This is a genomic window from Bordetella genomosp. 1 (assembly GCF_002261335.1).
Classification (GTDB): domain Bacteria; phylum Pseudomonadota; class Gammaproteobacteria; order Burkholderiales; family Burkholderiaceae_B; genus Bordetella.
Genome location: NZ_NEVL01000003.1, coordinates 932,077 through 951,577, shown reverse-complemented (window position 1 = coordinate 951,577; position 19,501 = coordinate 932,077). Strand labels below are relative to the sequence as shown.

The window sequence follows — 19,501 nt, the reverse complement described above, 5'->3', positions numbered from 1 at the left end:
GGCCAATGATACCGCGCGGCGGTCCGGCATCGGGCCCCGCCTGGGACGCGCAGTACAGGCGCCGAGCGGGTGGGCCCGCTTACTCGAATGAATGCCGGAATACGTGGGTGTCGCGGGTGGCGAAGCCGGTGCGTTCGTAGAGGCGGTGGGCCGCCACGCGGGACGGACTGGATGTGAGGTCGACCGAGCGGGCGCCGAGGGCGCGGGCGCGCGCCAGGGCGGCCTGGACCAGGGCATCGCCCGCGCCCAGGCCACGCGCGGCGGCGTCGACCACCACGTCTTCGACCCAGGCCCGCACGCCGGTGGGCATGCGCATTTCGATCAGCGTGAGCGTGCCGACGATCTCGGTGGTCGCCGCCGAGCGCGCCACGAACACGGTGTTGGCCGGCGCCGCGACCAGCTGCGCGAGCTGCTCGGGCGAGGGTCGCGGCGCCGTGGCCGACAACTGCGGCAGCAATCGATCGAAGGCCGCGACGATTTCCGGCGTGATGTCGTGCACGGTTTCGATGTGGATCTTCGGGGCGCCAGCGGTCATGGGAGTCTCGTGGGGCAGGGATGCGGCCACTGTAGCACCGGCTCTCGGTACCGTCGCGCGGCGTGGCGGAGCGTCGGTGTGCGGCGGCATAAAGGTGTCAGACTGCATTTCCCGGATGGCCGACCTCGCTCGAGCGCACGGGGTGGCCGGAAAATGCAGTCTGACACCTTTATGCTTTCTTGCCTCGGGCGCCGCACGGCGAAAAATGCAGTCTGACACCTTTACGAAAATGCAGTCTGACTCCTTTTTTGGGGAGCGGCGACGCGCTTGGAGGCCAGGAACGCTTTCTTGAACGGCGGTCGGATCAGTCGCCGATCTGTTCGAAGCGTTCGGCCATGAAGTCGATCAGGGTGCGGACCGAGGGGAGCAGGCCGCGGCGGGAGGCGAAGACGGCGTGGACGATTTCTCGGCGGGGGGCCCAGCCGGGCAGCAGGTGCACGAGGTCGCCGCGGGCGAGTTGTTCGTGGACGATCATGCCGGGCAGCTGCACCACGCCCACGCCAGCGAGGGCGGCGGCGCGCAGGGCGAGCATCGAGCGGGTGATGAGGCGCGGGCGATGCGGGACGGTGGCGGTCTGGCCATCGGGGCCGATCAGGTGCCAGGCCTGCTCGGCCTGGGCGGCGCCGAGGCCGAGGGCCAGGCTGGGCAGGCGGGTCAGGTCGAGCGGCGAGGTGAACGGCTCCGCGCCCGCCTGTTCGACGAGGGCCGGGCTGGCGACCAGGCACTGGCCGCGTTCGGAGAGGATGCGCAGCACCAGGTCGCTGTCCTGCAGCGGGCCGGGCCGCACGCGGATCGCTACGTCGATGCCTTCGCCCACCACGTCGACCTGGCGGTTGGTGTCCTCGAGATGCACGTGCACCTGCGGATACGCCACCATGAAGTCCGCCACCATGGCGCCGACCTGCGCTTCCAGCAGGGCCACCGGGCAGGTCATGCGCACCACGCCGCGCGGCTCGGCGCGGTTCACGGCGATGGCCTCTTCGGCGGCCTCGGCCTCCACCAGCATGGCGCGGCAGTGGTTGTAATAGGTGTGGCCGATGTCGGTGACCGTGAAGCGGCGGGTCGAGCGCTGGATCAGGCGGGTGCCGAGCCGGTCTTCGAGCAGCGCGATGCGGCGGCTCAGCTTGGACTTCGGGATGCCGAGCGCGCGGCCGGCCGGCGCGAAGCCGGCGTGGTCCACCACTTGAACGAAGTAATAGAGGTCGTTGAGGTCTTGCATCCGGGAGGCGGCGCGCGGGTGCGGCCGTGAGCGGGGATTCGGGAATGACCCGCACTATATCCCAGTGCGCCCGCGTTGCGGCGGATCGGGCGGGCGGAGGGGCTTGGCCCGTCGGGGCCGGGCGCCACGGCGGGGCACGGCCGCGGCGGCCGCCGCGCATCGCGTGATGCCGTCGCAAGACGGGTCAAGCTCGGCCAGCGGGCGTCGCGCCGGCGCGGCTCTGGTCAAGCGCCTTGAAGCACGCTCCCTCATCGCAACGGGCCGGTCGGGCCCGGCCCGCGCGGTGAATTTCGGGCGCGTGTGGGCGAGGCGCGGCCGCAGCCGGGCGCGCGACCGTGGCCCGCCTGCTCAGCGCACCGCGCGCAGCAGGCGCAGGCCGTTGGCCACCACCAGCAGGCTGGCGCCCACGTCGGCGAACACGGCCATCCAGAGCGTGGCGTGTCCGGTCATGGCGAGCACCAGGAAGATCGCCTTGATGCCGAGCGCGAGGCCGATGTTCTGCATCAGCACGCGGTGGGTCGCGCGCGACAGGCGCACGAAGGTGCCGATCTTGCGCAGGTCGTCGTCCATCAGGGCGACGTCGGCGGTCTCGATGGCGGTGCCGGTGCCGGCCGCGCCCATGGCAAAGCCGATGTCGGCGCGCGCCAGCGCGGGGGCGTCGTTGATGCCGTCGCCCACCATCCCGACCTTGCCGCGCGTGTCGGCAAGGCGCGCCTCGATCTGCTGCAGCTTGTGTTCGGGCAGCAGCTCCGCATTCACGGCGTCGATGCCCAGGTCGGCGGCGATGCGCTGCGCGACGCGGGCGTTGTCGCCGGTGAGCATCAGCGTGCGCACGCCCAGGCGGTGCAGGTCCGCAATCGCCTCGGCGCTGGTGGGCTTGAGCGTGTCGGTCACGCCCGCGGTCAGCAGCACGGCGCGCGCGTCGGCCAGCGCGATGGCGGTGTCGCCGGCCTGTTCGGCCTCGTCGAAATAGGCCGCGACCTCGGGGGTCAGCAGGCCCAGGCTGGCGATCAGGCGGCGGTTGCCCAAATGGAAGCGTTCGCCGTCGATCGTCCCGGCCACGCCCTGGCCAGGGAGGGCCTCGAAGTCGCTCACGTCCAGCCGCGTGACGGCGGCGGCCGAATCGGCTTGGGCCAGCGCGCGCGACACGGGGTGGTCGGAGCGCGCGGCCAGGCTGACCGCGACCTGTTCGGTGTCGAGGCCGCCGGCGCTGGCGGGCAGCCAGGCGCGCAGCGTGCGCTGCACCGGCTTGCCGCGCGTCAGCGTGCCGGTCTTGTCCAGCGCGAGCCAGTCGAGCTTGCGGCCCTCTTCGAGATAGATGCCGCCCTTGATCAGGATGCCGCGGCGCGCGGCGGCGGTCAGGCCGCTCACCACGCTCACCGGCGTGGAGATCACCAGCGCGCACGGGCAGGCGATGATGAGCAGCGCCAGCGCGCGGTACACGGAGTCCAGCCAGGCGTGGTCCAGCAGCAGCGGCGGCACCAGCGCGACCAGCACCGCCAGCAGCACCACGGCCGGGGTGTAGATGCGCGAGAAGCGGTCGATGAAACGCTGGGTCGGGGCGCGCGCGCCCTGGGCCTGCTCGACCGCGTGGATGATGCGGTCCAGCGTGGTGTTGCCGGCGGCCGCGGTCACGCGGTAGTCGAACGAGCCGGCGGCGTTGACCGTGCCGGCGTACACCTCGTCGCCCACCGATTTCTCGACCGGCAGGCTCTCGCCGGTGATGGGCGACTGGTCTACGGCGGAGCGGCCGTCGCTGACCACGCCGTCGGCGGCGATCCGCTCGCCAGGCCGCACCCGCACCACGTCGTCGAGCCGCAACTGCGCCGCGGGCACGTCGCGCCATTGGCCGTCGCCCTGGCGCACATGGGCCGTCTGCGGCGCGAGATCCATCAGGCCGCGCACGGCATTGCGGGCGCGGTCGAGCGCGCGCGCCTCGATCAGCTCGGCCACGTTGAACAGCACCATCACCATGGCCGCCTCGGGCCACTGGCCGATCAGCACGGCGCCGGTGACGGCGATGCTCATCAGCGCGTTGATGTTGAGGTTGCCGTTGCGCACCGCGATCCAGCCCTTGCGGTAGGTCGACAGCCCGCTCGCGGCGATGGCGATCAGCGCCAGCACCGCCGTGGACCAGGCCGGCAGGCTGGCGAAGTGCGCCGCCTCGGCCAGCGCCGCGAACACGCCGCCCACGGCCAGCCAACGCCAGCCGCCGTGCGCGGCGGGCGCGGCGGCGCGCGCGGGCGCGTCGTCGGCCAGGACTTCGGGCGTCATGCCCAGCGACCGGATCGCGGCCAGCACGCGTTCGAGCGCCGCGTCGGCATGCACCACGGTGAGCACGCGCTGCATCAGGTTGAAGTCGAGCGCATGGACCTCGCCCATGTTGCCCAGCTTCTTGCGGATCAGGGTCTCCTCGGTGGGGCAGTCCATTTGCCCGATGCGCACGCGCGCCACCGACTGGCCGGGGCCGGCCTGCAGCACCGCGGCGGCACCCCCGGACGCGGCGACGCCGGCCGCGTGGCCGCCGCAGCAGCCCCCGGCCGCAGCGGCGCGGGGCGCGGCATGGTCGTGCGCATGACCGTGGTCTTGGCCGTGCTCATGGGCGTGATCGTGATCGTGGGCGTGTTCATGACGATGGGCGGCGTCGGCGCCGTGCGCATCGTGTCCGGCCGCCGCCCGGCCACCTTCCGCCGGGCCATGATCATGGCCGCAGCAGGCATCGGGACGGGCATCGGAGAGGGGGTTCGGCGTACGCGACATCTTGTGTTCCAAGGCAGTCTTCCTGACGGACTCGCGCTTCCCGCAAGGCCGGAGATGTGTCCCCGACATGAAAGCGCTGGTATTTGTCCGAATTTCACACCCTGGAGTTACTATAGGGTCAAGCAGGTCGTGGGCCGCCGTCACCGGTGGCTTGCGCCGGCGCAAGCTCAGGAGGGCAGACGATGAAGATCGGCGAACTGGCCAAGGCGGCCGGCACCACGGTCGAGACCGTGCGGTATTACGAGAAGGAAGGGCTGTTGCCCGCGCCCGAGCGCGGCCTGAACAACTACCGCAGCTATGGCCAGGTGCACCAGGACCGGCTGCGGCTGATCCGCAATTGCCGCGCGCTCGACATGACGCAGGACGAGATCCGCCAGATCCTGACCCTCGCGGACAATCACCAGACCGGCTGCGGGCCCATCAATGAGCTGTTCGACGAGCACATCGCCCACGTCGACGAGCGCATCGCCGAGCTGACCCAGCTGAAGTCGCAACTCGGCGAGCTGCGCCAGCGCTGCCTGTCGGCCCATGCCGACACGGAGGATTGCGGCATCCTGCATGGCCTGTCGGAAATGCAGGTCGAAGAACGTCCCGAGCGCCACACCCACCTGGGCTGAGGCGCGAAGCCCCGGCCGATGGCAGGGGTTTGGCCGCGTCGGCATCGCGCCTGGCGTAATATGAGAATCTGTCTTTTTTGCATTTGGCTCCGTCACCCATGTCCCAGACCGAAACCGTTTCCCCGCTGCACGCGCTCTACACCCGCCGCTCCGTGAAGTTTCTGCGCGGGCCCGCGCCCAAGCCCGAGGAACTGGACCAGATCCTGCAGGCCGGGATGAGCGCGCCCGATCACGGCGCGCTGCGCCCGTGGCGATTCAAGATCATCCGCGGCGAGGCCATCGGCAAGCTGGCCGACATGGCGCTGGACGCGGTCAAGCGCAGCGGCGATCCGCGCATGACGCCCGAGAAAGAGAAGTCGGTGCGCGAATGGATGGCGGGCGTGCCGCTGTTCCTGGCGCTGGCCGCCAAGATCGACCACAACAGCAAGGTGCAGGAGCAGGAGCAGGTGATCGCGGCGGGCACCGCGGTGATGAACGTGCTGAACGCCGTGCACATGCTGGGCTACGGCGCGTTCTGGAGCACCGGCCTGGGCACCTACGTGGAAGAGGTGCAGGAAAAGCTCGGCTTCGATTCGCTGGATCACCGGTTCCTGGGGTTCCTGGCGATCGGCACCCCGGCCTGCGCCGTGCCGAAGATCGAGCGCCCCGACTTCCGCGACTTCACCAGCGAGTGGACCGGCGCTTGACGCGCTGGCTGGCCTGACGCGCAGACCGGCTGTCTGCGCACGCAACCAAAAAAAAGCCCCGCCGATCGTGATCGGCGGGGCTTTTTTCTTGCGGGCGGCGGGGCGGGACCCCGCGCCGGTCAGGCCTGTGCGGTTTCGGCCAGCACGCGCTGGGCTTCCTCGCGCACGCGCTCGGGGGCGGTGCCGCCCACGTGATTGCGCGCGGCCACCGAGCCTTCGAGCGTGAGCACCTGGTGCACGTCGTCGGCGATGGCCGGGTTGTACGCCTTGAGCTCGTCGGTGGTGAGGTCGGCCAGGTCGCAACCGCGCTGTTCGCAGTCGCGCACGGCGTGGGCCACCACTTCGTGGGCGTCGCGGAACGGCAGGCCGCGCTTGACCAGGTAGTCGGCCAGGTCGGTGGCGGTGGCGAAGCCCTGCAGCGCGGCGGCGCGCATGTTCTGCGGCTTGACCTTGATGCCGCCGGCCATGTCGGCGAACAGCGTGAGCGTGTCGCGCACCGTGTCGACGGTGTCGAACAGGCCTTCCTTGTCTTCCTGGTTGTCCTTGTTGTAGGCCAGCGGCTGGCCCTTCATCAGGGTGAGCAGGGCGACCAGGTGGCCATTGACGCGGCCGGTCTTGCCACGCGCCAGTTCGGGCACGTCGGGGTTTTTCTTTTGCGGCATGATCGAGCTGCCGGTGCAGAAGCGGTCGGCCAGGTCGATGAAGCCCACGCGCGGGCTCATCCACAGCACCAGCTCTTCCGACAGGCGCGAGACGTGCGTCATGATGAGCGCGGCGGCGGCGCAGAACTCGATCGCGAAGTCGCGGTCGGACACGGCATCCAGCGAGTTGCGGCACACGCCGTCGAAATCGAGCGTGCGCGCGACGCGCTCGCGGTCGATCGGGAAGCTGGTGCCGGCCAGGGCGGCGGCGCCCAGCGGCAGGCGGTTCACGCGCTTGCGGGTGTCGGCCAGGCGCTCGGCGTCACGGCCGAACATTTCGGCGTAGGCCAGCAGGTGGTGACCGAAGGTGACGGGCTGGGCCACCTGCAGGTGGGTGAAGCCGGGCATGATGGTGCCGGCGTTTTCCAGGGCGACCGTGGCGAGCGCGTGACGCAGCTGGCGCAGCAGGTCGATCAGGTTGTCGATCTCGTCGCGCAGCCAGAGGCGGATGTCGGTGGCCACCTGGTCGTTGCGCGAACGGCCGGTGTGCAGGCGCTTGCCGGCGTCGCCGACCAGTTCGACCAGGCGCTTCTCGATGTTCAGGTGCACGTCTTCGAGATCCAGCAGCCACTGGAACGAGCCGGCGTCGATCTCGCTGCCGATCTGCTGCATGCCGCGCTGGATGTCGGCCAGATCCTGGGCCGAGATGATGCCTTGCGCGGCCAGCATGTCGGCGTGCGCCAGCGAGCCACGGATGTCGTGGCGGGCCAGACGCTTGTCGAAGTCGACCGAGGCGGTGTAGCGCTTGACCAGGTCGGAGACCGGTTCGGAGAAACGGGCGGACCAGGCGTTCGCCTTGTTGGCGAACTGGTTCTGATTGGAGTCGGGAGTATTTGCCATGATGGCGGGGATTATAGGGCCACCGGGCAACGGCTTGCGAGCGGCGGACACGCCCGGAAACGATCCGGGGGCCGCGATGGCGGATAATCTGGCCCATCTCGAATGACGGAGTTCCGATCTTGACCATGCAATGGGAAAACCTGGTAGACGCGCTGGATCATTCCGTGCCGTCCCAGCCCTGGGCCCAGACCCTGCTCGGCGTGGGGGTGCTGGTGCTGGCCGCGCTGTTCGCCCAATGGGTGGTGGCGCGGCTGGTGCTGTTCTTCGCCCACAAATTGCTGGTGGCCTCCGGCCGCGAAGACTGGGACAAGGCGCTGACGCGACGGCGGGCGTATCACAACTTCTGGTACGCGGTGCCGTTCGCGGTGGTCTCGATGGGCATCGACATGGTGCCGCACGCCGAGCGCGTGGTCACCGTGGTGGGCCGGCTCGCCCATGCCGCGGCCTGGATCTGCGTGTTCATCGGGGTGAGCGGGCTGCTGAGCGCCTGGCAGGACACCTATTCGGCCACCACCCGCGCCCAGACCCGCTCGATCAAGGGTTATATCCAGATCGGCAAGCTGATCCTGTATGCGATCTGCGTGGTGCTGGTGCTCTCCATCATGATCGACCGCTCGCCGCTCTGGATGATCTCCGGCCTGGGCGCGCTGTCGGCGGTGCTGCTGCTGGTCTTCAAGGACACGCTGCTGTCGCTGGTGGCCAGCACGCAGCTCACGTCCAACGACATGCTGCGCATCGGCGACTGGATCGAGATGCCGCAGGCCAATGCCGACGGCTTCGTCAAGGACATCGCGCTGCACACCGTGAAGGTGCAGAACTGGGACAACACGGTGACCACCGTGCCCACCTACAAGCTGTTTTCCGAGAGCTATCGCAACTACCGCCAGATGTTCGAATCGGGCGGGCGCCGCATCAAGCGCACGCTGCGCATCGACGCCACCAGCGTGCGTTTCCTCGACGCCGGCGACGCGCAGCGGCTCAAGGGCGTGGCCCTGCTGCACGACTACCTGCAGGCCAAGGAAGACGCCCTCACCGAGACCAACGCCAAGCTGGGCGACCTGGCCGAGGTGCCGGCCAACCGCCGCCGCCTCACCAACATCGGCACCTTCCGCATGTATGCCCTGGCCTATCTGCGCCAGCATCCCGAGGTGCGCCAGGACATGGCGATGATGGTGCGCATGATGGAGCCGCAGACCGAGGGCATCCCGATCGAGGTCTATTGCTTCACGGCCATCACGGCCTGGGTCGAGTACGAGCGCATCCAGGGCGACGTGTTCGACCATCTGCTGGCCGTGCTGCCCGAGCTCGGGCTGCGGCTGTACCAGGCGCCGTCGGGCGCCGACTTCGGCAGGTTCGCCGGCGACATGCGCGCCGCCGCGCTGCACGAGGCGCAACGCGAACAGGTCGGCAACGCGGGCTGAGCCCAGCCGCGCGATGCACCACAATGGGGCGCCGGCGAGGGCGTCTGCAAGGGGGCCCGCCAATGCCGCCGGTCGTTGCGCCTGCAACCGCTCGCCCGGGCGCGGCGGGCGAGGGCGCCGCCCCGTGCATGCCGCCCGCATCGGCCGCGTCGCCACTGTCATCACCGTGCGATAATCCGCGCTGCCTTTCATATCGTCAGCGGAACCGTCGTTCATGAGTGCAGTCCGGGTCGCCATCGCCCAAATCAATGCCTGTGTCGGAGACCTTGCGCGCAATGCCGGCAAGGTGCTCGAAGCGGCGCACAGCGCGCACCGCCAGCAGGCCGACGTGCTGCTCACGCCCGAGCTGGTGCTGGTCGGCTATCCGCCCGAAGACCTGCTGCTGCGCCCGTCCTTCGTGCAGCGCCAGCAGGACGCGCTCGACAAGCTGAGCGCCGACATGGCCGGCCTGGCCGGGCTGCACGTGGTGGTGGGCCACGTGCTCGAGCACGACGGCCTGCTCTACAACGCCGCGTCCGTGCTGTGCGAGGGCCGGTTGCTCGGCACCTACCGCAAGCAGGAGCTGCCCAACTACGCCGTGTTCGACGAGCAGCGCTATTTCGCGGCCGGCGACGCCGCCCTGGTGTTCAGCGTCAAGGGCGTGAACTTCGGCGTGGTGATCTGCGAAGACATCTGGTTCGACCGCGCACCGGCGCAGAGCGCCCGCGCCGGCGCGCAGGTGCTGCTGGTGCCCAACGGCTCGCCCTACAACACCGGCAAGCAGGAGGCGCGCCAGGACGTGGCGCGCCGCTGCGTCGAGGCCACCGGCTGTGCCTTGCTCTACGCCAACCTGGTGGGTGGCCAGGACGAGCTGGTGTTCGACGGCGCCTCCTTCGCGCTCGACGCGCAGGGCCGCTGCGCCGCGCGCCTGCCCGATTTCACCGAAGGGGTGAACCTGGTCGAGGTGGACGCGCACGGCGCGGTCAGCCCGGCCAGCGCGGGCGCCGACATGGCGCCGTTCAGCCTGGAAGAGCAGGTCTGGAACGCGCTGGTGCTGGGCGTGCGCGACTATCTCGGCAAGAACGGCTTTCCCGGCGCCATCCTGGGCCTGTCGGGCGGCATCGATTCGGCCGTGGTGCTGGCGGTGGCGGTCGATGCCATCGGCGCCGACAACGTGCGGGCGGTGATGATGCCGTCGCGCTACACCGCCGACATCTCGCTCACCGACGCCGCCGACATGGCCGAGCGCCTGGGCGTGCAGTACGACGAGATCGTGATCGGCCCCATCGTGGACGCGTTCGAATCGGCGCTGGCCCCGCACTTCGCGGGCCGCCCGGTCGACGCCACCGAAGAGAACATCCAGGCGCGTGCCCGCGGCACCCTGCTGATGGGCCTGTCCAACAAGACCGGCCGGCTGGTGCTCACCACGGGCAACAAATCCGAGATGACCACCGGCTACTGCACGCTGTACGGCGACATGGCCGGCGGCTTCGCGGTCATCAAGGACGTGCCCAAGACGCTGGTCTACCGGCTCGCGGTCTGGCGCAACACGCGCGGCGAGGTGATCCCGGAGCGCATCATCACGCGTCCGCCCTCGGCCGAGCTGCGCCCCGACCAGACCGACCAGGACAGCCTGCCGCCCTACGACATCCTCGACGCCATCATGGCGCGCTATATGGAGCAGAACGCCTCGCCCGCCGAGATCGTGGCCGAGGGGTATCCGCGCGAGGCGGTGGAGCAGGTGGTGCGGCTGATCCGCATCAACGAATACAAGCGGCGCCAGGCCCCCCCTGGCCCCCGGATCACCCCACGCGCGTTCGGCCGCGATTGGCGGTATCCTGTCACCAACGGATTTCGGGAGCTCCTCTGAGCCAGCCCTTTCTACATCTCCAGGATTGCAGAACGTGAAACAAGTCACCGCCATCATCAAACCGTTCAAGCTCGACGAAGTCCGTGAGGCGCTCGCCGAGGTCGGCGTGAGCGGCCTCACCGTGACCGAGGTCAAGGGCTTCGGCCGCCAGAAGGGCCACACCGAGCTCTATCGCGGCGCCGAATACGTGGTGGATTTCCTGCCCAAGATCCGGGTCGAGGTCGTGCTGGCCGACGAGCTGGTCGACCAGGCCATCGAGGCGGTGCTCAAGGCGGCGCGCACCGGCAAGATCGGTGACGGCAAGATCTTCGTCACGCCGGTCGAACAGGCCATCCGCATCCGCACCGGCGAGGCCGACGAACAGGCGCTCTGAGCGCCCGTTCCTGCGGCATCACGAGGCGGCCTGCGGGCCGCCTTTGCTTTGTGGGGTCTCGAGGCGGGCAGGGCGCCCGCGCAGGGTCGGCCGTCGCGGCGGGCCTCAGGCGGCGGCCTGGCGCGCCGCGAACACCTGCTGGCTGGCCTCGCAGATCGCCGCCGTGATGTGCTGGCGCGCGTGGTCGCGCCGCTCGAGCATGCCGATGCCGCGCGCCACCGGGCCCAGGTCCGCGGGCAGGCGCCACACGCGCAGACCGGCGTCGTTCTGCCAGTTGCTGCCGTTGAGCAGCGGCAGCAGCGTCACGCCGGCCTCCTGCCGCACCAGTTCGACCAGGGTCTCGATGGCGTTCAGCTCCAGGAAGTCGTCCACGGCCACGCCCAGCCGACGCAGCACGCGGTCGATCTGCAGGCCGGTGCGCTGGGTGCGGTCGAAGCGCAGGAAGGGGTTCTGCATCAGCAGCTCGCGCACGGCCTCGCCCGCCGCGCCCGGGTGGGCCAGCACCACCAGCGGCTCTTCATAGAGCGCGGTCCAGCGCGTGCTGGCCATCTTGCGGCCGGCCTCCACCAGAAAGGCCGCGTCGAGCTCGCCCGCCTCGACCTTGCCGGCCAGCTCGCTCGCCTTGCCCGAGAACACCCGCACGTCCAGGCCGGGATGCTCGCGCTTCATGCGCGTCACCACCTTGGACAGCGTGCCCATGCAGGACACGATGGCGCCCACCGACACGGAGCCCGCCAGCGCGTCGGCGGGATTGCGCGGCACCCTCAGACGGTCGTACAAATCCACCAACTGCTTGATTTCCGGGAGCAATTCGCGCCCGGCCGCGTTCAGGATGGCGAGCCGGCCGCTGCGGTCGAACAGCTCGCGACCGAGTTCGGCCTCGAGCGAGCGCATCTGGAAGCTCACCGCGGCCTGGGTCAGGGCGACCTGCTCGGCGGCCTCGGAGAAGGTGCCGTGATGGGCCACGGCCAGGAAGGTGCGCATGAAGCGTAAGGAGCTCATCCGGGTATACCCGTAAGTGGGGCTTTATATAAAAAAACTTTTAATGACGGATCAACAAATCAAATTGATTTAATTAAAGCACGGGAGTACCTTCGCCAGCTTCCTTTGCTTTGAGCCGTGGGGCCGACGCCATGAAATCCTTCGAATGGACCAATCCTTATCCCTCCCACCGGATTCCGCTGTTTGCGCGCAATGTGGTGTCGACCTCGCACCCGCTGGCCGCGCAGGCCGGCCTGCGCATCCTGCTCAAGGGCGGCAATGCCGTGGACGCGGCCATCGCGGCGGCGGCCACCATCGTGCTGACCGAGCCGGTGTCGTGCGGCCTGGGCGGTGACTGCTTCGCCCTGGTGTGGGACGGCAAGGAGCTGCACGGCCTGAACTCCTCCGGCGTGGCGCCGGCCGCCTGGACGGTGGATTACTTCAAGCAGAAGTACGGCACCGGCGCCGACGGCCTGGCCAAGCAGCCCAAGCGCGGCTGGGACGCGGTGACCGTGCCCGGCGTGGTCGCCGGCTGGGCGGCCCTGCACGAGAAGCTGGGCAAACTGCCCTTCGACCAGTTGTTCGACCCGGCCATCGAGATCGCCGAGCGCGGCTACAGCGTGCCGCCGGTCGTGGCGCACAAGTGGGCCGCCGCCGCGTCCGAGCTGCGCGACCAGCCCGGCTATGCCGCGGCCTTCATGCCGAACGGCCGCGCGCCGGCCGTGGGCGAGCACTTCCGCTTCCCGGACGCCGCCAACACGCTGCGCCGCATCGCCCAGAGCAAGGGCCGCGATTTCTACGAAGGCGAGCTGGCCGAGCGCATCGCCGCCTTCAGCAAGGAATGCGGCGGCGCCATGACGCTGGAAGACCTGCGCAACTACAAGCCGGAGTGGGTCAAGCCCATCAGCAAGTCGTATCGCGGCTACGAGCTCAACGAGATCCCGCCGAACGGGCAGGGCATCGCCGCACTGATCGCGCTGGGCATCTGCGAGCGTTTCGACCTGGCCAACATGAAGGTCGATTCGTTGCAGTCGCAACATGTGCAGATCGAAGCCATGAAGCTGGCCTTCGCCGACCTGTACCGCTACGTGGCCGACCCGCGCAGCATGGAGGTCACGCCGGAGCAGATGCTGTCGGATGCCTACCTCGACAGCCGCGCCAAGCTGATCGACCTCGATCGCGCCACGCACTTCCAGGCGGGCCGTCCGCACGCCGGCGGCACGGTCTACCTGACCGCCGCCGACGAGAACGGCATGATGATCTCCTTCATCCAGTCGAACTACATGGGCTTCGGCTCGGGCGTGGTGGTGCCGGGCACCGGCATCAGCATGCAGAACCGCGGCGTGGGTTTCTCGATGGATCCCAAGTCGGCCAACGTGGTCGAGCCGGGCAAGCGCCCGTTCCACACCATCATCCCGGGCTTCCTCACGCGCGGCGGCAAGCCGGTGATGAGCTTCGGCGTGATGGGCGGCGACATGCAGCCCCAGGGCCATCTGCAGACCGTGATCCGCATGCTGGATTACCACCAGCAGCCGCAGGCCGCCTGCTGCGCGCCGCGCTGGAAGGTCAACCGCGATTTCACGCTTGACGTGGAATCGACGATGAATCAGGCTGTGGTCCAAGGTCTGAAGAGCATGGGCCATTCGCTCAAGTCGGTCGACGATCCCTACATGGATTTCGGCGCCGGCCAATTCATCTGGCGCCTGCACGAAAACGACAACGAACTGGGCTACGTGGCGGCGAGCGATACGCGCCGCGACGGCCAGGCCGTGGGCTTCTGAGCCCGCGCCCCGGGGCCGCGGCCGCCGGGGCGTTTCTTCGCTTTTTCAGTCAACAACATCCAAGGGGAAACGGATAATGAAACTGAAGCAACGTTTTGGCCTCGCGCTGGGCGGCGCGCTGCTGGCGCTGGCCAGCGGCGCCGTCGTGGCGCAAGACCTGCGCATCGGCCTGCAGGAAGATCCCGACGTGCTGGACCCGCATCGCGCCCGCACCTACGTGGGCCGCATCGTGTTCACCTCGCTGTGCGACAAGCTCGTCGACATCGACCAGAAGCTGCACTTCGTGCCGCAGCTCGCCACCTCGTGGTCGTACTCCGACGACAACAAGGTGCTGACCTTCAAGCTGCGCACCGACGCCTCGTATCACGACGGCACCAAGTTCGACGCCGCCTCGGCCAAGGCCAACCTCGAGCGTGCGCTCACGCTCCAGGACAGCATGCGTAAGGGCGAGCTGGCCTCGGTGGACAAGATCGAGGCGCCCGCGCCCGACACGCTGGTGCTCACGCTCAAGCGTCCCGACGCCACGTTGCTCGCGCAACTGTCGGATCGCGCCGGCATGATGCTGTCGCCCAAGACCTTCGAGGGCGATGCCGCCACCGTCGGCCGCAAGCCGATCTGCTCGGGTCCCTACAAATTCGTCGAGCGCGTGCAGAACGACCGCATCGTGCTGGAGAAGTTCGACCAGTACTACGACGCGAAGGACTACGCCTTCAAGCGCCTCGTGTTCCTGCCGATCCCCGACACCACCGTGCGCCTGCAGAACCTGCGCGCCGGCGGCATCGACATCCTCGAGCGGCTCAACCCCTCGGATGCGCCGCAGGTCAAGGACGACAAGTCCGTGCAGTTCGCGCAGGTCGCGGGCCTGGGCTTCCAGGAGATCTTCTTCAACCTGAACAACGGCAAGCGCGCCGACAACCCCTTCAAGGACGTGCGGGTGCGCCGCGCGCTCGAGCTGGCGATCGACCGCGACGTGATCAACCAGGTCGTGGGCGGCGGCATCTTCCAGTCCGCCAGCCAGCCGTTCCCGCCCGCAAGCCCTTACCACAGCGACAAGTTCCCGGTGCCCAAGCGCGACGTCGCCAAGGCGCGCGCGCTGCTCAAGGAGGCCGGCCTCACCGAGGTGCGCGCCGAGTTCGCCTTCGGCAACAACACCACCACCTCGGCCATCGCGGAGATGATCCAGGCCATGGCGGCGGAGGCCGGCTTCAAGCTCAGCCTGCGTCCCACCGAATACGCGGCGCTGCTCACCGAAGCCACCGCCGGCAACTTCGAAATGATGATGCGCGGCTGGTCGGGTCGGGTCGATCCCGACGGCAACATCTACCAGTTCGTCACGGCCAAGGGCGCGCTCAACGACGGCCGCTACAGCAATCCGGAAGTCGACAAGCTGCTGGCCGACGCCCGCACCGTGCCCGATGAAGCCAAGCGCAAGGCCATCTACGACCAGGCGCAGACCATCCTGCACAACGATGCCCACAACATCTATCTGTACTACCAGCCCTGGCCCTTCGTGCTGGCCAAGAACGTGCGCGGCTTCGCGCCGTTCCCCGACGGCATGATCCGCCTGAAGGGCGTCACGCTGGCCCAGAAGTAAGTGTCTGATCGCACGCTCGGCCCGCCGTTTGCGGCGGTCCGGGCGTTCGTGTTTTGTTGTCTTACGGTTTTCCGCCCATGTTGAAATTGATCCTGCGCCGCATGGTGGTCGCGATCCCGACACTGATCCTGGTGTCGATGATCGTGTTCGGCCTGCAAAAAATCCTGCCCGGTGACTCGGTGCTCACAATGGCCGGCGAAGAGCGCGACCCGGCCGTGCTCGACTACCTGCGCGAGAAATATCGCCTCAACGATCCGATCCCGATGCAGTACGTCGCATGGATGCAGAACGTGCTGCAGGGCGACCTGGGCCGGTCGGTGCGCACCGACGTGCCGGTCACCACGCTGATCGCGCAGAAGCTGCCGGTCACGCTGCAACTGGCGGCGATGGCGATGCTGTTCGCCATCCTGATCGGCATCCCGATGGGCATCATCGCCGCCGTGCGCAAGGGCACGGCCGTGGAGATGGGGGCCAACGTCACCGCCTTGTCGGGCATGTCCATCCCCAACTTCTGGCTCGGCATCATTCTCATCATGGTGGTATCGGTGCAGTGGAAGCTGCTGCCGGCCTCGGGCTATGTCTCGCCCGCCGAGGACCTGTGGCTGTCGATCAAGACCATGCTGATGCCGGCCTTCGTGCTGTCGACCGCGATCGCCGCCTATCTGATGCGGCACACGCGCTCGGCGATGCTCGAGGCGCTCTCGGCCGACTACGTGCGCACCGCGCGCGCCAAGGGCGTGTCCGCGCGCAAGGTCGTGATGCGGCACGCGCTGCGCAACGCGCTCATGCCGATCGTCACGCTGGTCACGCTGCTGTTCGGCGAGCTGATGGCGGGCGCCGTGCTCACCGAGCAGGTGTTCACGATCCCGGGCTTCGGCAAGCTGGTTGTCGACGCCGTGTTCAACCGCGACTACGCGGTGGTGCAGGGCGTGGTCCTGTGCGTGGCCGTGGGCTTCATCATCATGAACCTGCTGGCCGACGTTCTCTACATTCTCGTCAATCCCCGCCTGAGGCACGCATGAGCGCCACGACTGCAACGGCCCAAGCCGTTCCGCCCCGCGCCGGCAACCGCGCGTGGAACAAATTCAAACGCAACAAGGTCGCGCTGATCGGCCTGGTGATCGTGCTGTTCTTCGTGGTGCTGGCGATCTTCGCCCCGCTGCTGGCCAGCCACGATCCGTTCCAGACCAGCTTCATGACCATCCGCAAGGCGCCGTCGTCGGCGTTCTGGATGGGCACCGATGAGCTGGGCCGCGACATCTACAGCCGCCTGGTCTACGGCGCGCGCGCCTCGCTGATGGCCGGCATGGTGTCGGTGCTGATCGCGCTGGTGGTGGGCGTGCCGTTCGGCCTCGCCGCCGGCTACTTCGGCGGCTGGACCGACAGCTGCATCTCGCGCGCCACCGAGGCGCTGCTGGCGATTCCGTTCCTGATCCTGGCGATCGCGCTGGCCGCCTTCATGGGCCCCAGCCTCATCAACGCCATGATCGCGATCGGGGTGTCGGCCGCGCCGAAGTTCATCCGGATCACGCGCGGCCAGGTGCTCGCGGTGCGCAACGAGGACTACGTGCAAAGCGCCCGCGCGCTCGGCGCCTCCGACCTGCGCATCATCGGCCGCCACATCTTCCCCAACGTGATGCCGCCGCTGATCGTGCAGGCCACCATCACCATCGCCACGGCCATCATCGCCGAGGCCAGCCTGTCGTTCCTGGGCCTGGGCCTGCAGCCGCCCAATCCGTCGTGGGGCTCGATGCTCAACACGGCAAAGAACTTCATGACCCAGGCACCCTGGATGTCGATCTTCCCGGGCGCGGCGATTTTCCTGGCGGTCCTGGGCTTCAACCTGCTCGGCGACGGGCTGCGCGACGCGCTCGACCCGCGTCAAGAGAAGTGAATACGATGGCAAGCATGGATACTCAACGCGTGGTGCAGGTCCAGGACCTGACCGTGCGCTTTTCGACGCCCACTCGCACGGTCGAGGCGGTGCGCAATGTGTCGTTCCACGTCGACCGCGGCGAGACCCTCGCCATCGTGGGCGAATCGGGCTCCGGCAAATCGGTGACCTCGCTGGCGCTGATGCGCCTGGTCGAATACGGCGGTGGCCGCATCGCCTCCGGCGACATGCTGCTGCGCCGGCGCAGCGGCGAGGTGCTGGACCTCGCGCGCGCCGAGGAGCGCACCCTCGAACGGGTGCGCGGCGCCGACGTGGCGATGATCTTCCAGGAGCCGATGACCTCGCTCAACCCCAGCTTCACGGCGGGCAACCAGATTGCCGAGGCCCTGCAGCTGCACCAGGGGCTGGACGCGGCGGCCGCGCGCGCGGAAACGCTGCGCATGCTCGAACGCGTGCGGATCCCCGAGGCGCGCGCCATCCTCGACCGCTATCCGCACCAGCTCTCCGGCGGCATGCGCCAGCGCGTGATGATCGCGATGGCGCTGTCGTGCAAGCCGCAGCTGCTGATCGCCGACGAGCCGACCACCGCGCTCGACGTGACCATCCAGGCCCAGATCCTGCAGCTGATCCGCCAGCTCCAGGAAGAAATGGACATGGGCGTGATCTTCATCACCCATGACATGGGCGTGGTGGCCGAGGTGGCCGACCGCGTGTTGGTGATGTATCGCGGCGACAAGGTGGAAGAGGGCGGCAGCGACGAGGTGTTCGCCGCGCCCAAGCACGCCTACACGCGCGCGCTGCTGTCGGCCGTGCCGCGCCTGGGCGCCATGCACGGCACCAGCCAGCCCGCGCCGTTCCCCCTGCTGCGCGTGGACGAGGCCGCGCAGGGCAAGGCCGCGCCCGAGGCCGAGCCGGCCGACACGGTGCGGCGCGAGGCGGGGCCGGTGCTGAAGGTGCGCGACCTGATCACGCGCTTCGACATCCACGGCGGCATCTTCGGCGGCGTGCAGAAGCGCGTGCACGCGGTCGAGAAGGTCAGCTTCGATCTCTATCCGGGCGAGACGCTGTCGCTGGTGGGCGAGTCGGGCTGCGGCAAGACCACCACCGGCCGCTCGCTGCTGCAACTGGTCAAGAGCCAGGGCGGCAGCATCGAGTTCGACGGCCAGAACATCGGCGCGCTGCGTGGCGCGGCCATGCAGTCGCTGCGCCGCCACATCCAGTTCATCTTCCAGGATCCCTTCGCCTCGCTCGACCCGCGCATGACGGTGGGCGACTCCATCATGGAGCCGCTGCTGATCCACAACGCGGCGCGCGGCAAGGCGGCGCAGGAGCGGGTGCGCTGGCTGATGGACAAGTGCGGCCTGCTGCCCGAGATGATCGACCGCTATCCGCACGAGTTCTCGGGCGGGCAGCGCCAGCGCATCTGCATCGCGCGGGCGCTCGCGCTCAATCCCAAGGTGGTGATCGCCGACGAGTCGGTGTCGGCGCTCGACGTGTCGATCCAGGCGCAGATCGTGAACCTGCTGCTCGACCTGCAGCGCGAGCTGGGCGTGTCGTTCCTCTTCATCTCGCACGACATGGCCGTGGTGGAGCGCGTGAGCCACCGGGTGGCGGTGATGTACCTGGGCCAGATCGTGGAGATCGGGCCGCGCCGCGCGATCTTCGAGAACCCGCAGCATCCCTACACCAAGAAGCTGATGGCCGCGGTGCCGATCGCCGACCCGCAGCGGCGCCACCGCCAGCGCTCGCTCCTGGTCGACGAGATCCCGAGCCCGGTGCGCAAGGTCGGCGACGAGCCGCGCGTGGAGCCGCTGGTGCAGGTGGGCGAGGGCCATTACGTGGCGCGCCATTCGGTCGGCGTCTACTGATCCCGGCCGGCACGGCCGGCCCGATCATGGCAACGGCGGCGTCGCGAGACGCCGCCGTTGCCGTTTGCGGCGCCCGTGCCGGCGCGAGGGCAGCGCGAGGGCAGCGCGAGGGCAGCGCGAGGGCAGCGCGAGGGCAGCGCGAGGGCAGCGCGAGGGCAGCGCGAGGGCAGCGCGAGGGCAACGCGAGGGCAACGCGAGGGCAACGCGAGGGCAACGCGAGGGCAACGCGAGGGCAACGCGAGGGCAACGCGAGGGCAACGCGAGGGCAACGCGAGGGCAACGCGAGGGCAACGCGAGGGCGGGGCGGGCCGTCGGGAAAAGGGTGTCGGACCCCGCCCGCAATACGGAAGCGATCCAGGCTTGGTACACTATCAGGTTTCGC

15 protein-coding genes are annotated in these 19,501 nt (G+C 68.9%); 10 read left to right on the top strand and 5 right to left on the bottom strand.

What is annotated here, in order from left to right; all coding sequences use genetic code 11:
- Positions 1 to 79 precede the first annotated feature (79 nt).
- The 3 genes from CEG14_RS12725 to CEG14_RS12715 all read right to left on the bottom strand — a co-directional run bounded on the left by CEG14_RS12725 (position 80) and on the right by CEG14_RS12715 (position 4,514).
- A complete protein-coding gene (locus tag CEG14_RS12725) occupies positions 80 to 535 on the bottom strand; it encodes a GNAT family N-acetyltransferase (protein ID WP_094826713.1) in 456 nt (151 codons plus the stop codon).
- A gap of 304 nt (positions 536 to 839) precedes the next feature.
- Positions 840 to 1,754 (bottom strand): LysR family transcriptional regulator, encoded by a 915-nt coding sequence (locus CEG14_RS12720; RefSeq protein WP_094826712.1) that lies wholly within the window; start codon positions 1,752 to 1,754, stop codon positions 840 to 842.
- Between the two features lie 348 nt (positions 1,755 to 2,102).
- A complete protein-coding gene (locus tag CEG14_RS12715; protein ID WP_094827524.1) occupies positions 2,103 to 4,514 on the bottom strand; it encodes a heavy metal translocating P-type ATPase in 2,412 nt (803 codons plus the stop codon).
- Positions 4,515 to 4,696: 182 nt separating this feature from the next.
- On the opposite strand from CEG14_RS12715, the gene cadR reads away from it, so the two are divergent.
- Complete coding sequence (gene cadR / locus CEG14_RS12710; RefSeq protein WP_094826711.1) at positions 4,697 to 5,131, top strand: Cd(II)/Pb(II)-responsive transcriptional regulator; 435 nt, start codon at positions 4,697 to 4,699, stop codon at positions 5,129 to 5,131.
- Positions 5,132 to 5,229: 98 nt separating this feature from the next.
- The gene (locus tag CEG14_RS12705; protein WP_094826710.1) at positions 5,230 to 5,817 is read left to right on the top strand and encodes a nitroreductase family protein; all 588 of its coding nucleotides are present in this window, start codon (positions 5,230 to 5,232) and stop codon (positions 5,815 to 5,817) included.
- A gap of 119 nt (positions 5,818 to 5,936) precedes the next feature.
- Here CEG14_RS12705 and argH read toward each other — a convergent pair whose 3' ends face one another.
- Positions 5,937 to 7,358 carry an argininosuccinate lyase gene (argH, locus tag CEG14_RS12700; protein ID WP_094826709.1) on the bottom strand — a complete coding sequence of 474 codons (1,422 nt, stop codon included), beginning with the start codon at positions 7,356 to 7,358 and terminating at the stop codon, positions 5,937 to 5,939.
- A 125-nt stretch (positions 7,359 to 7,483) separates the two neighbouring features.
- Here argH and CEG14_RS12695 point away from each other — a divergent pair, with 125 nt between their 5' ends.
- From CEG14_RS12695 to CEG14_RS12685, 3 genes are all read left to right on the top strand, one after another.
- A complete protein-coding gene (locus tag CEG14_RS12695; protein WP_373454204.1) occupies positions 7,484 to 8,779 on the top strand; it encodes a mechanosensitive ion channel family protein in 1,296 nt (431 codons plus the stop codon).
- A gap of 214 nt (positions 8,780 to 8,993) precedes the next feature.
- The gene (locus CEG14_RS12690) at positions 8,994 to 10,628 is read left to right on the top strand and encodes an NAD+ synthase (protein ID WP_094826707.1); all 1,635 of its coding nucleotides are present in this window, start codon (positions 8,994 to 8,996) and stop codon (positions 10,626 to 10,628) included.
- A gap of 34 nt (positions 10,629 to 10,662) precedes the next feature.
- Positions 10,663 to 11,001: a P-II family nitrogen regulator gene (locus tag CEG14_RS12685; RefSeq protein ID WP_094799283.1), complete on the top strand. Its 339-nt coding sequence runs from the start codon at positions 10,663 to 10,665 to the stop codon at positions 10,999 to 11,001.
- 105 nt (positions 11,002 to 11,106) lie between these two features.
- On the opposite strand, the gene CEG14_RS12680 is transcribed toward CEG14_RS12685, so the two are convergent.
- Entirely contained in the window at positions 11,107 to 12,003 is an 897-nt protein-coding gene (locus tag CEG14_RS12680; protein ID WP_094826706.1) for a LysR family transcriptional regulator, read from the bottom strand.
- A 131-nt stretch (positions 12,004 to 12,134) separates the two neighbouring features.
- Between CEG14_RS12680 and ggt the strand changes: the two genes are divergently transcribed.
- The 5 genes from ggt (at position 12,135) to CEG14_RS12655 (ending at position 19,119) form a co-directional block, all read left to right on the top strand.
- Entirely contained in the window at positions 12,135 to 13,763 is a 1,629-nt protein-coding gene (ggt, locus tag CEG14_RS12675; RefSeq protein WP_094826705.1) for a gamma-glutamyltransferase, read from the top strand.
- 76 nt (positions 13,764 to 13,839) lie between these two features.
- Positions 13,840 to 15,357: an ABC transporter substrate-binding protein gene (locus CEG14_RS12670; protein WP_094826704.1), complete on the top strand. Its 1,518-nt coding sequence runs from the start codon at positions 13,840 to 13,842 to the stop codon at positions 15,355 to 15,357.
- A 77-nt stretch (positions 15,358 to 15,434) separates the two neighbouring features.
- Positions 15,435 to 16,379 (top strand): ABC transporter permease, encoded by a 945-nt coding sequence (locus CEG14_RS12665; RefSeq protein ID WP_094826703.1) that lies wholly within the window; start codon positions 15,435 to 15,437, stop codon positions 16,377 to 16,379.
- A complete protein-coding gene (locus CEG14_RS12660) occupies positions 16,376 to 17,251 on the top strand; it encodes an ABC transporter permease (RefSeq protein WP_094826702.1) in 876 nt (291 codons plus the stop codon). The genes CEG14_RS12665 and CEG14_RS12660 overlap by 4 nt, the downstream gene beginning before the upstream one ends.
- Before the next feature lie 14 nt (positions 17,252 to 17,265).
- Positions 17,266 to 19,119, top strand: a complete 1,854-nt coding sequence (locus CEG14_RS12655; protein WP_094826701.1) for a dipeptide ABC transporter ATP-binding protein — start codon at positions 17,266 to 17,268, stop codon at positions 19,117 to 19,119.
- The last annotated feature ends 382 nt before the right edge of the window (positions 19,120 to 19,501 follow it).

What these genes read in the sequence shown, in the direction of transcription:
- CEG14_RS12680 (WP_094826706.1), bottom strand. Translation starts at nt 12,003, where the DNA reads ATGAGCTCCTTACGCTTCATGCGCACCTTCCTGGCCGTGGCCCATCAC.
- CEG14_RS12655 (WP_094826701.1), top strand. Translation starts at nt 17,266, where the DNA reads ATGGATACTCAACGCGTGGTGCAGGTCCAGGACCTGACCGTGCGCTTT.
- CEG14_RS12720 (WP_094826712.1), bottom strand. Translation starts at nt 1,754, where the DNA reads ATGCAAGACCTCAACGACCTCTATTACTTCGTTCAAGTGGTGGACCAC.
- CEG14_RS12670 (WP_094826704.1), top strand. Translation starts at nt 13,840, where the DNA reads ATGAAACTGAAGCAACGTTTTGGCCTCGCGCTGGGCGGCGCGCTGCTG.
- argH (WP_094826709.1), bottom strand. Translation starts at nt 7,358, where the DNA reads ATGGCAAATACTCCCGACTCCAATCAGAACCAGTTCGCCAACAAGGCG.
- cadR (WP_094826711.1), top strand. Translation starts at nt 4,697, where the DNA reads ATGAAGATCGGCGAACTGGCCAAGGCGGCCGGCACCACGGTCGAGACC.
- CEG14_RS12690 (WP_094826707.1), top strand. Translation starts at nt 8,994, where the DNA reads ATGAGTGCAGTCCGGGTCGCCATCGCCCAAATCAATGCCTGTGTCGGA.
- CEG14_RS12715 (WP_094827524.1), bottom strand. Translation starts at nt 4,514, where the DNA reads ATGTCGCGTACGCCGAACCCCCTCTCCGATGCCCGTCCCGATGCCTGC.
- CEG14_RS12725 (WP_094826713.1), bottom strand. Translation starts at nt 535, where the DNA reads ATGACCGCTGGCGCCCCGAAGATCCACATCGAAACCGTGCACGACATC.
- CEG14_RS12665 (WP_094826703.1), top strand. Translation starts at nt 15,435, where the DNA reads ATGTTGAAATTGATCCTGCGCCGCATGGTGGTCGCGATCCCGACACTG.
- CEG14_RS12660 (WP_094826702.1), top strand. Translation starts at nt 16,376, where the DNA reads ATGAGCGCCACGACTGCAACGGCCCAAGCCGTTCCGCCCCGCGCCGGC.
- CEG14_RS12705 (WP_094826710.1), top strand. Translation starts at nt 5,230, where the DNA reads ATGTCCCAGACCGAAACCGTTTCCCCGCTGCACGCGCTCTACACCCGC.
- CEG14_RS12695 (WP_373454204.1), top strand. Translation starts at nt 7,484, where the DNA reads ATGCAATGGGAAAACCTGGTAGACGCGCTGGATCATTCCGTGCCGTCC.
- ggt (WP_094826705.1), top strand. Translation starts at nt 12,135, where the DNA reads ATGAAATCCTTCGAATGGACCAATCCTTATCCCTCCCACCGGATTCCG.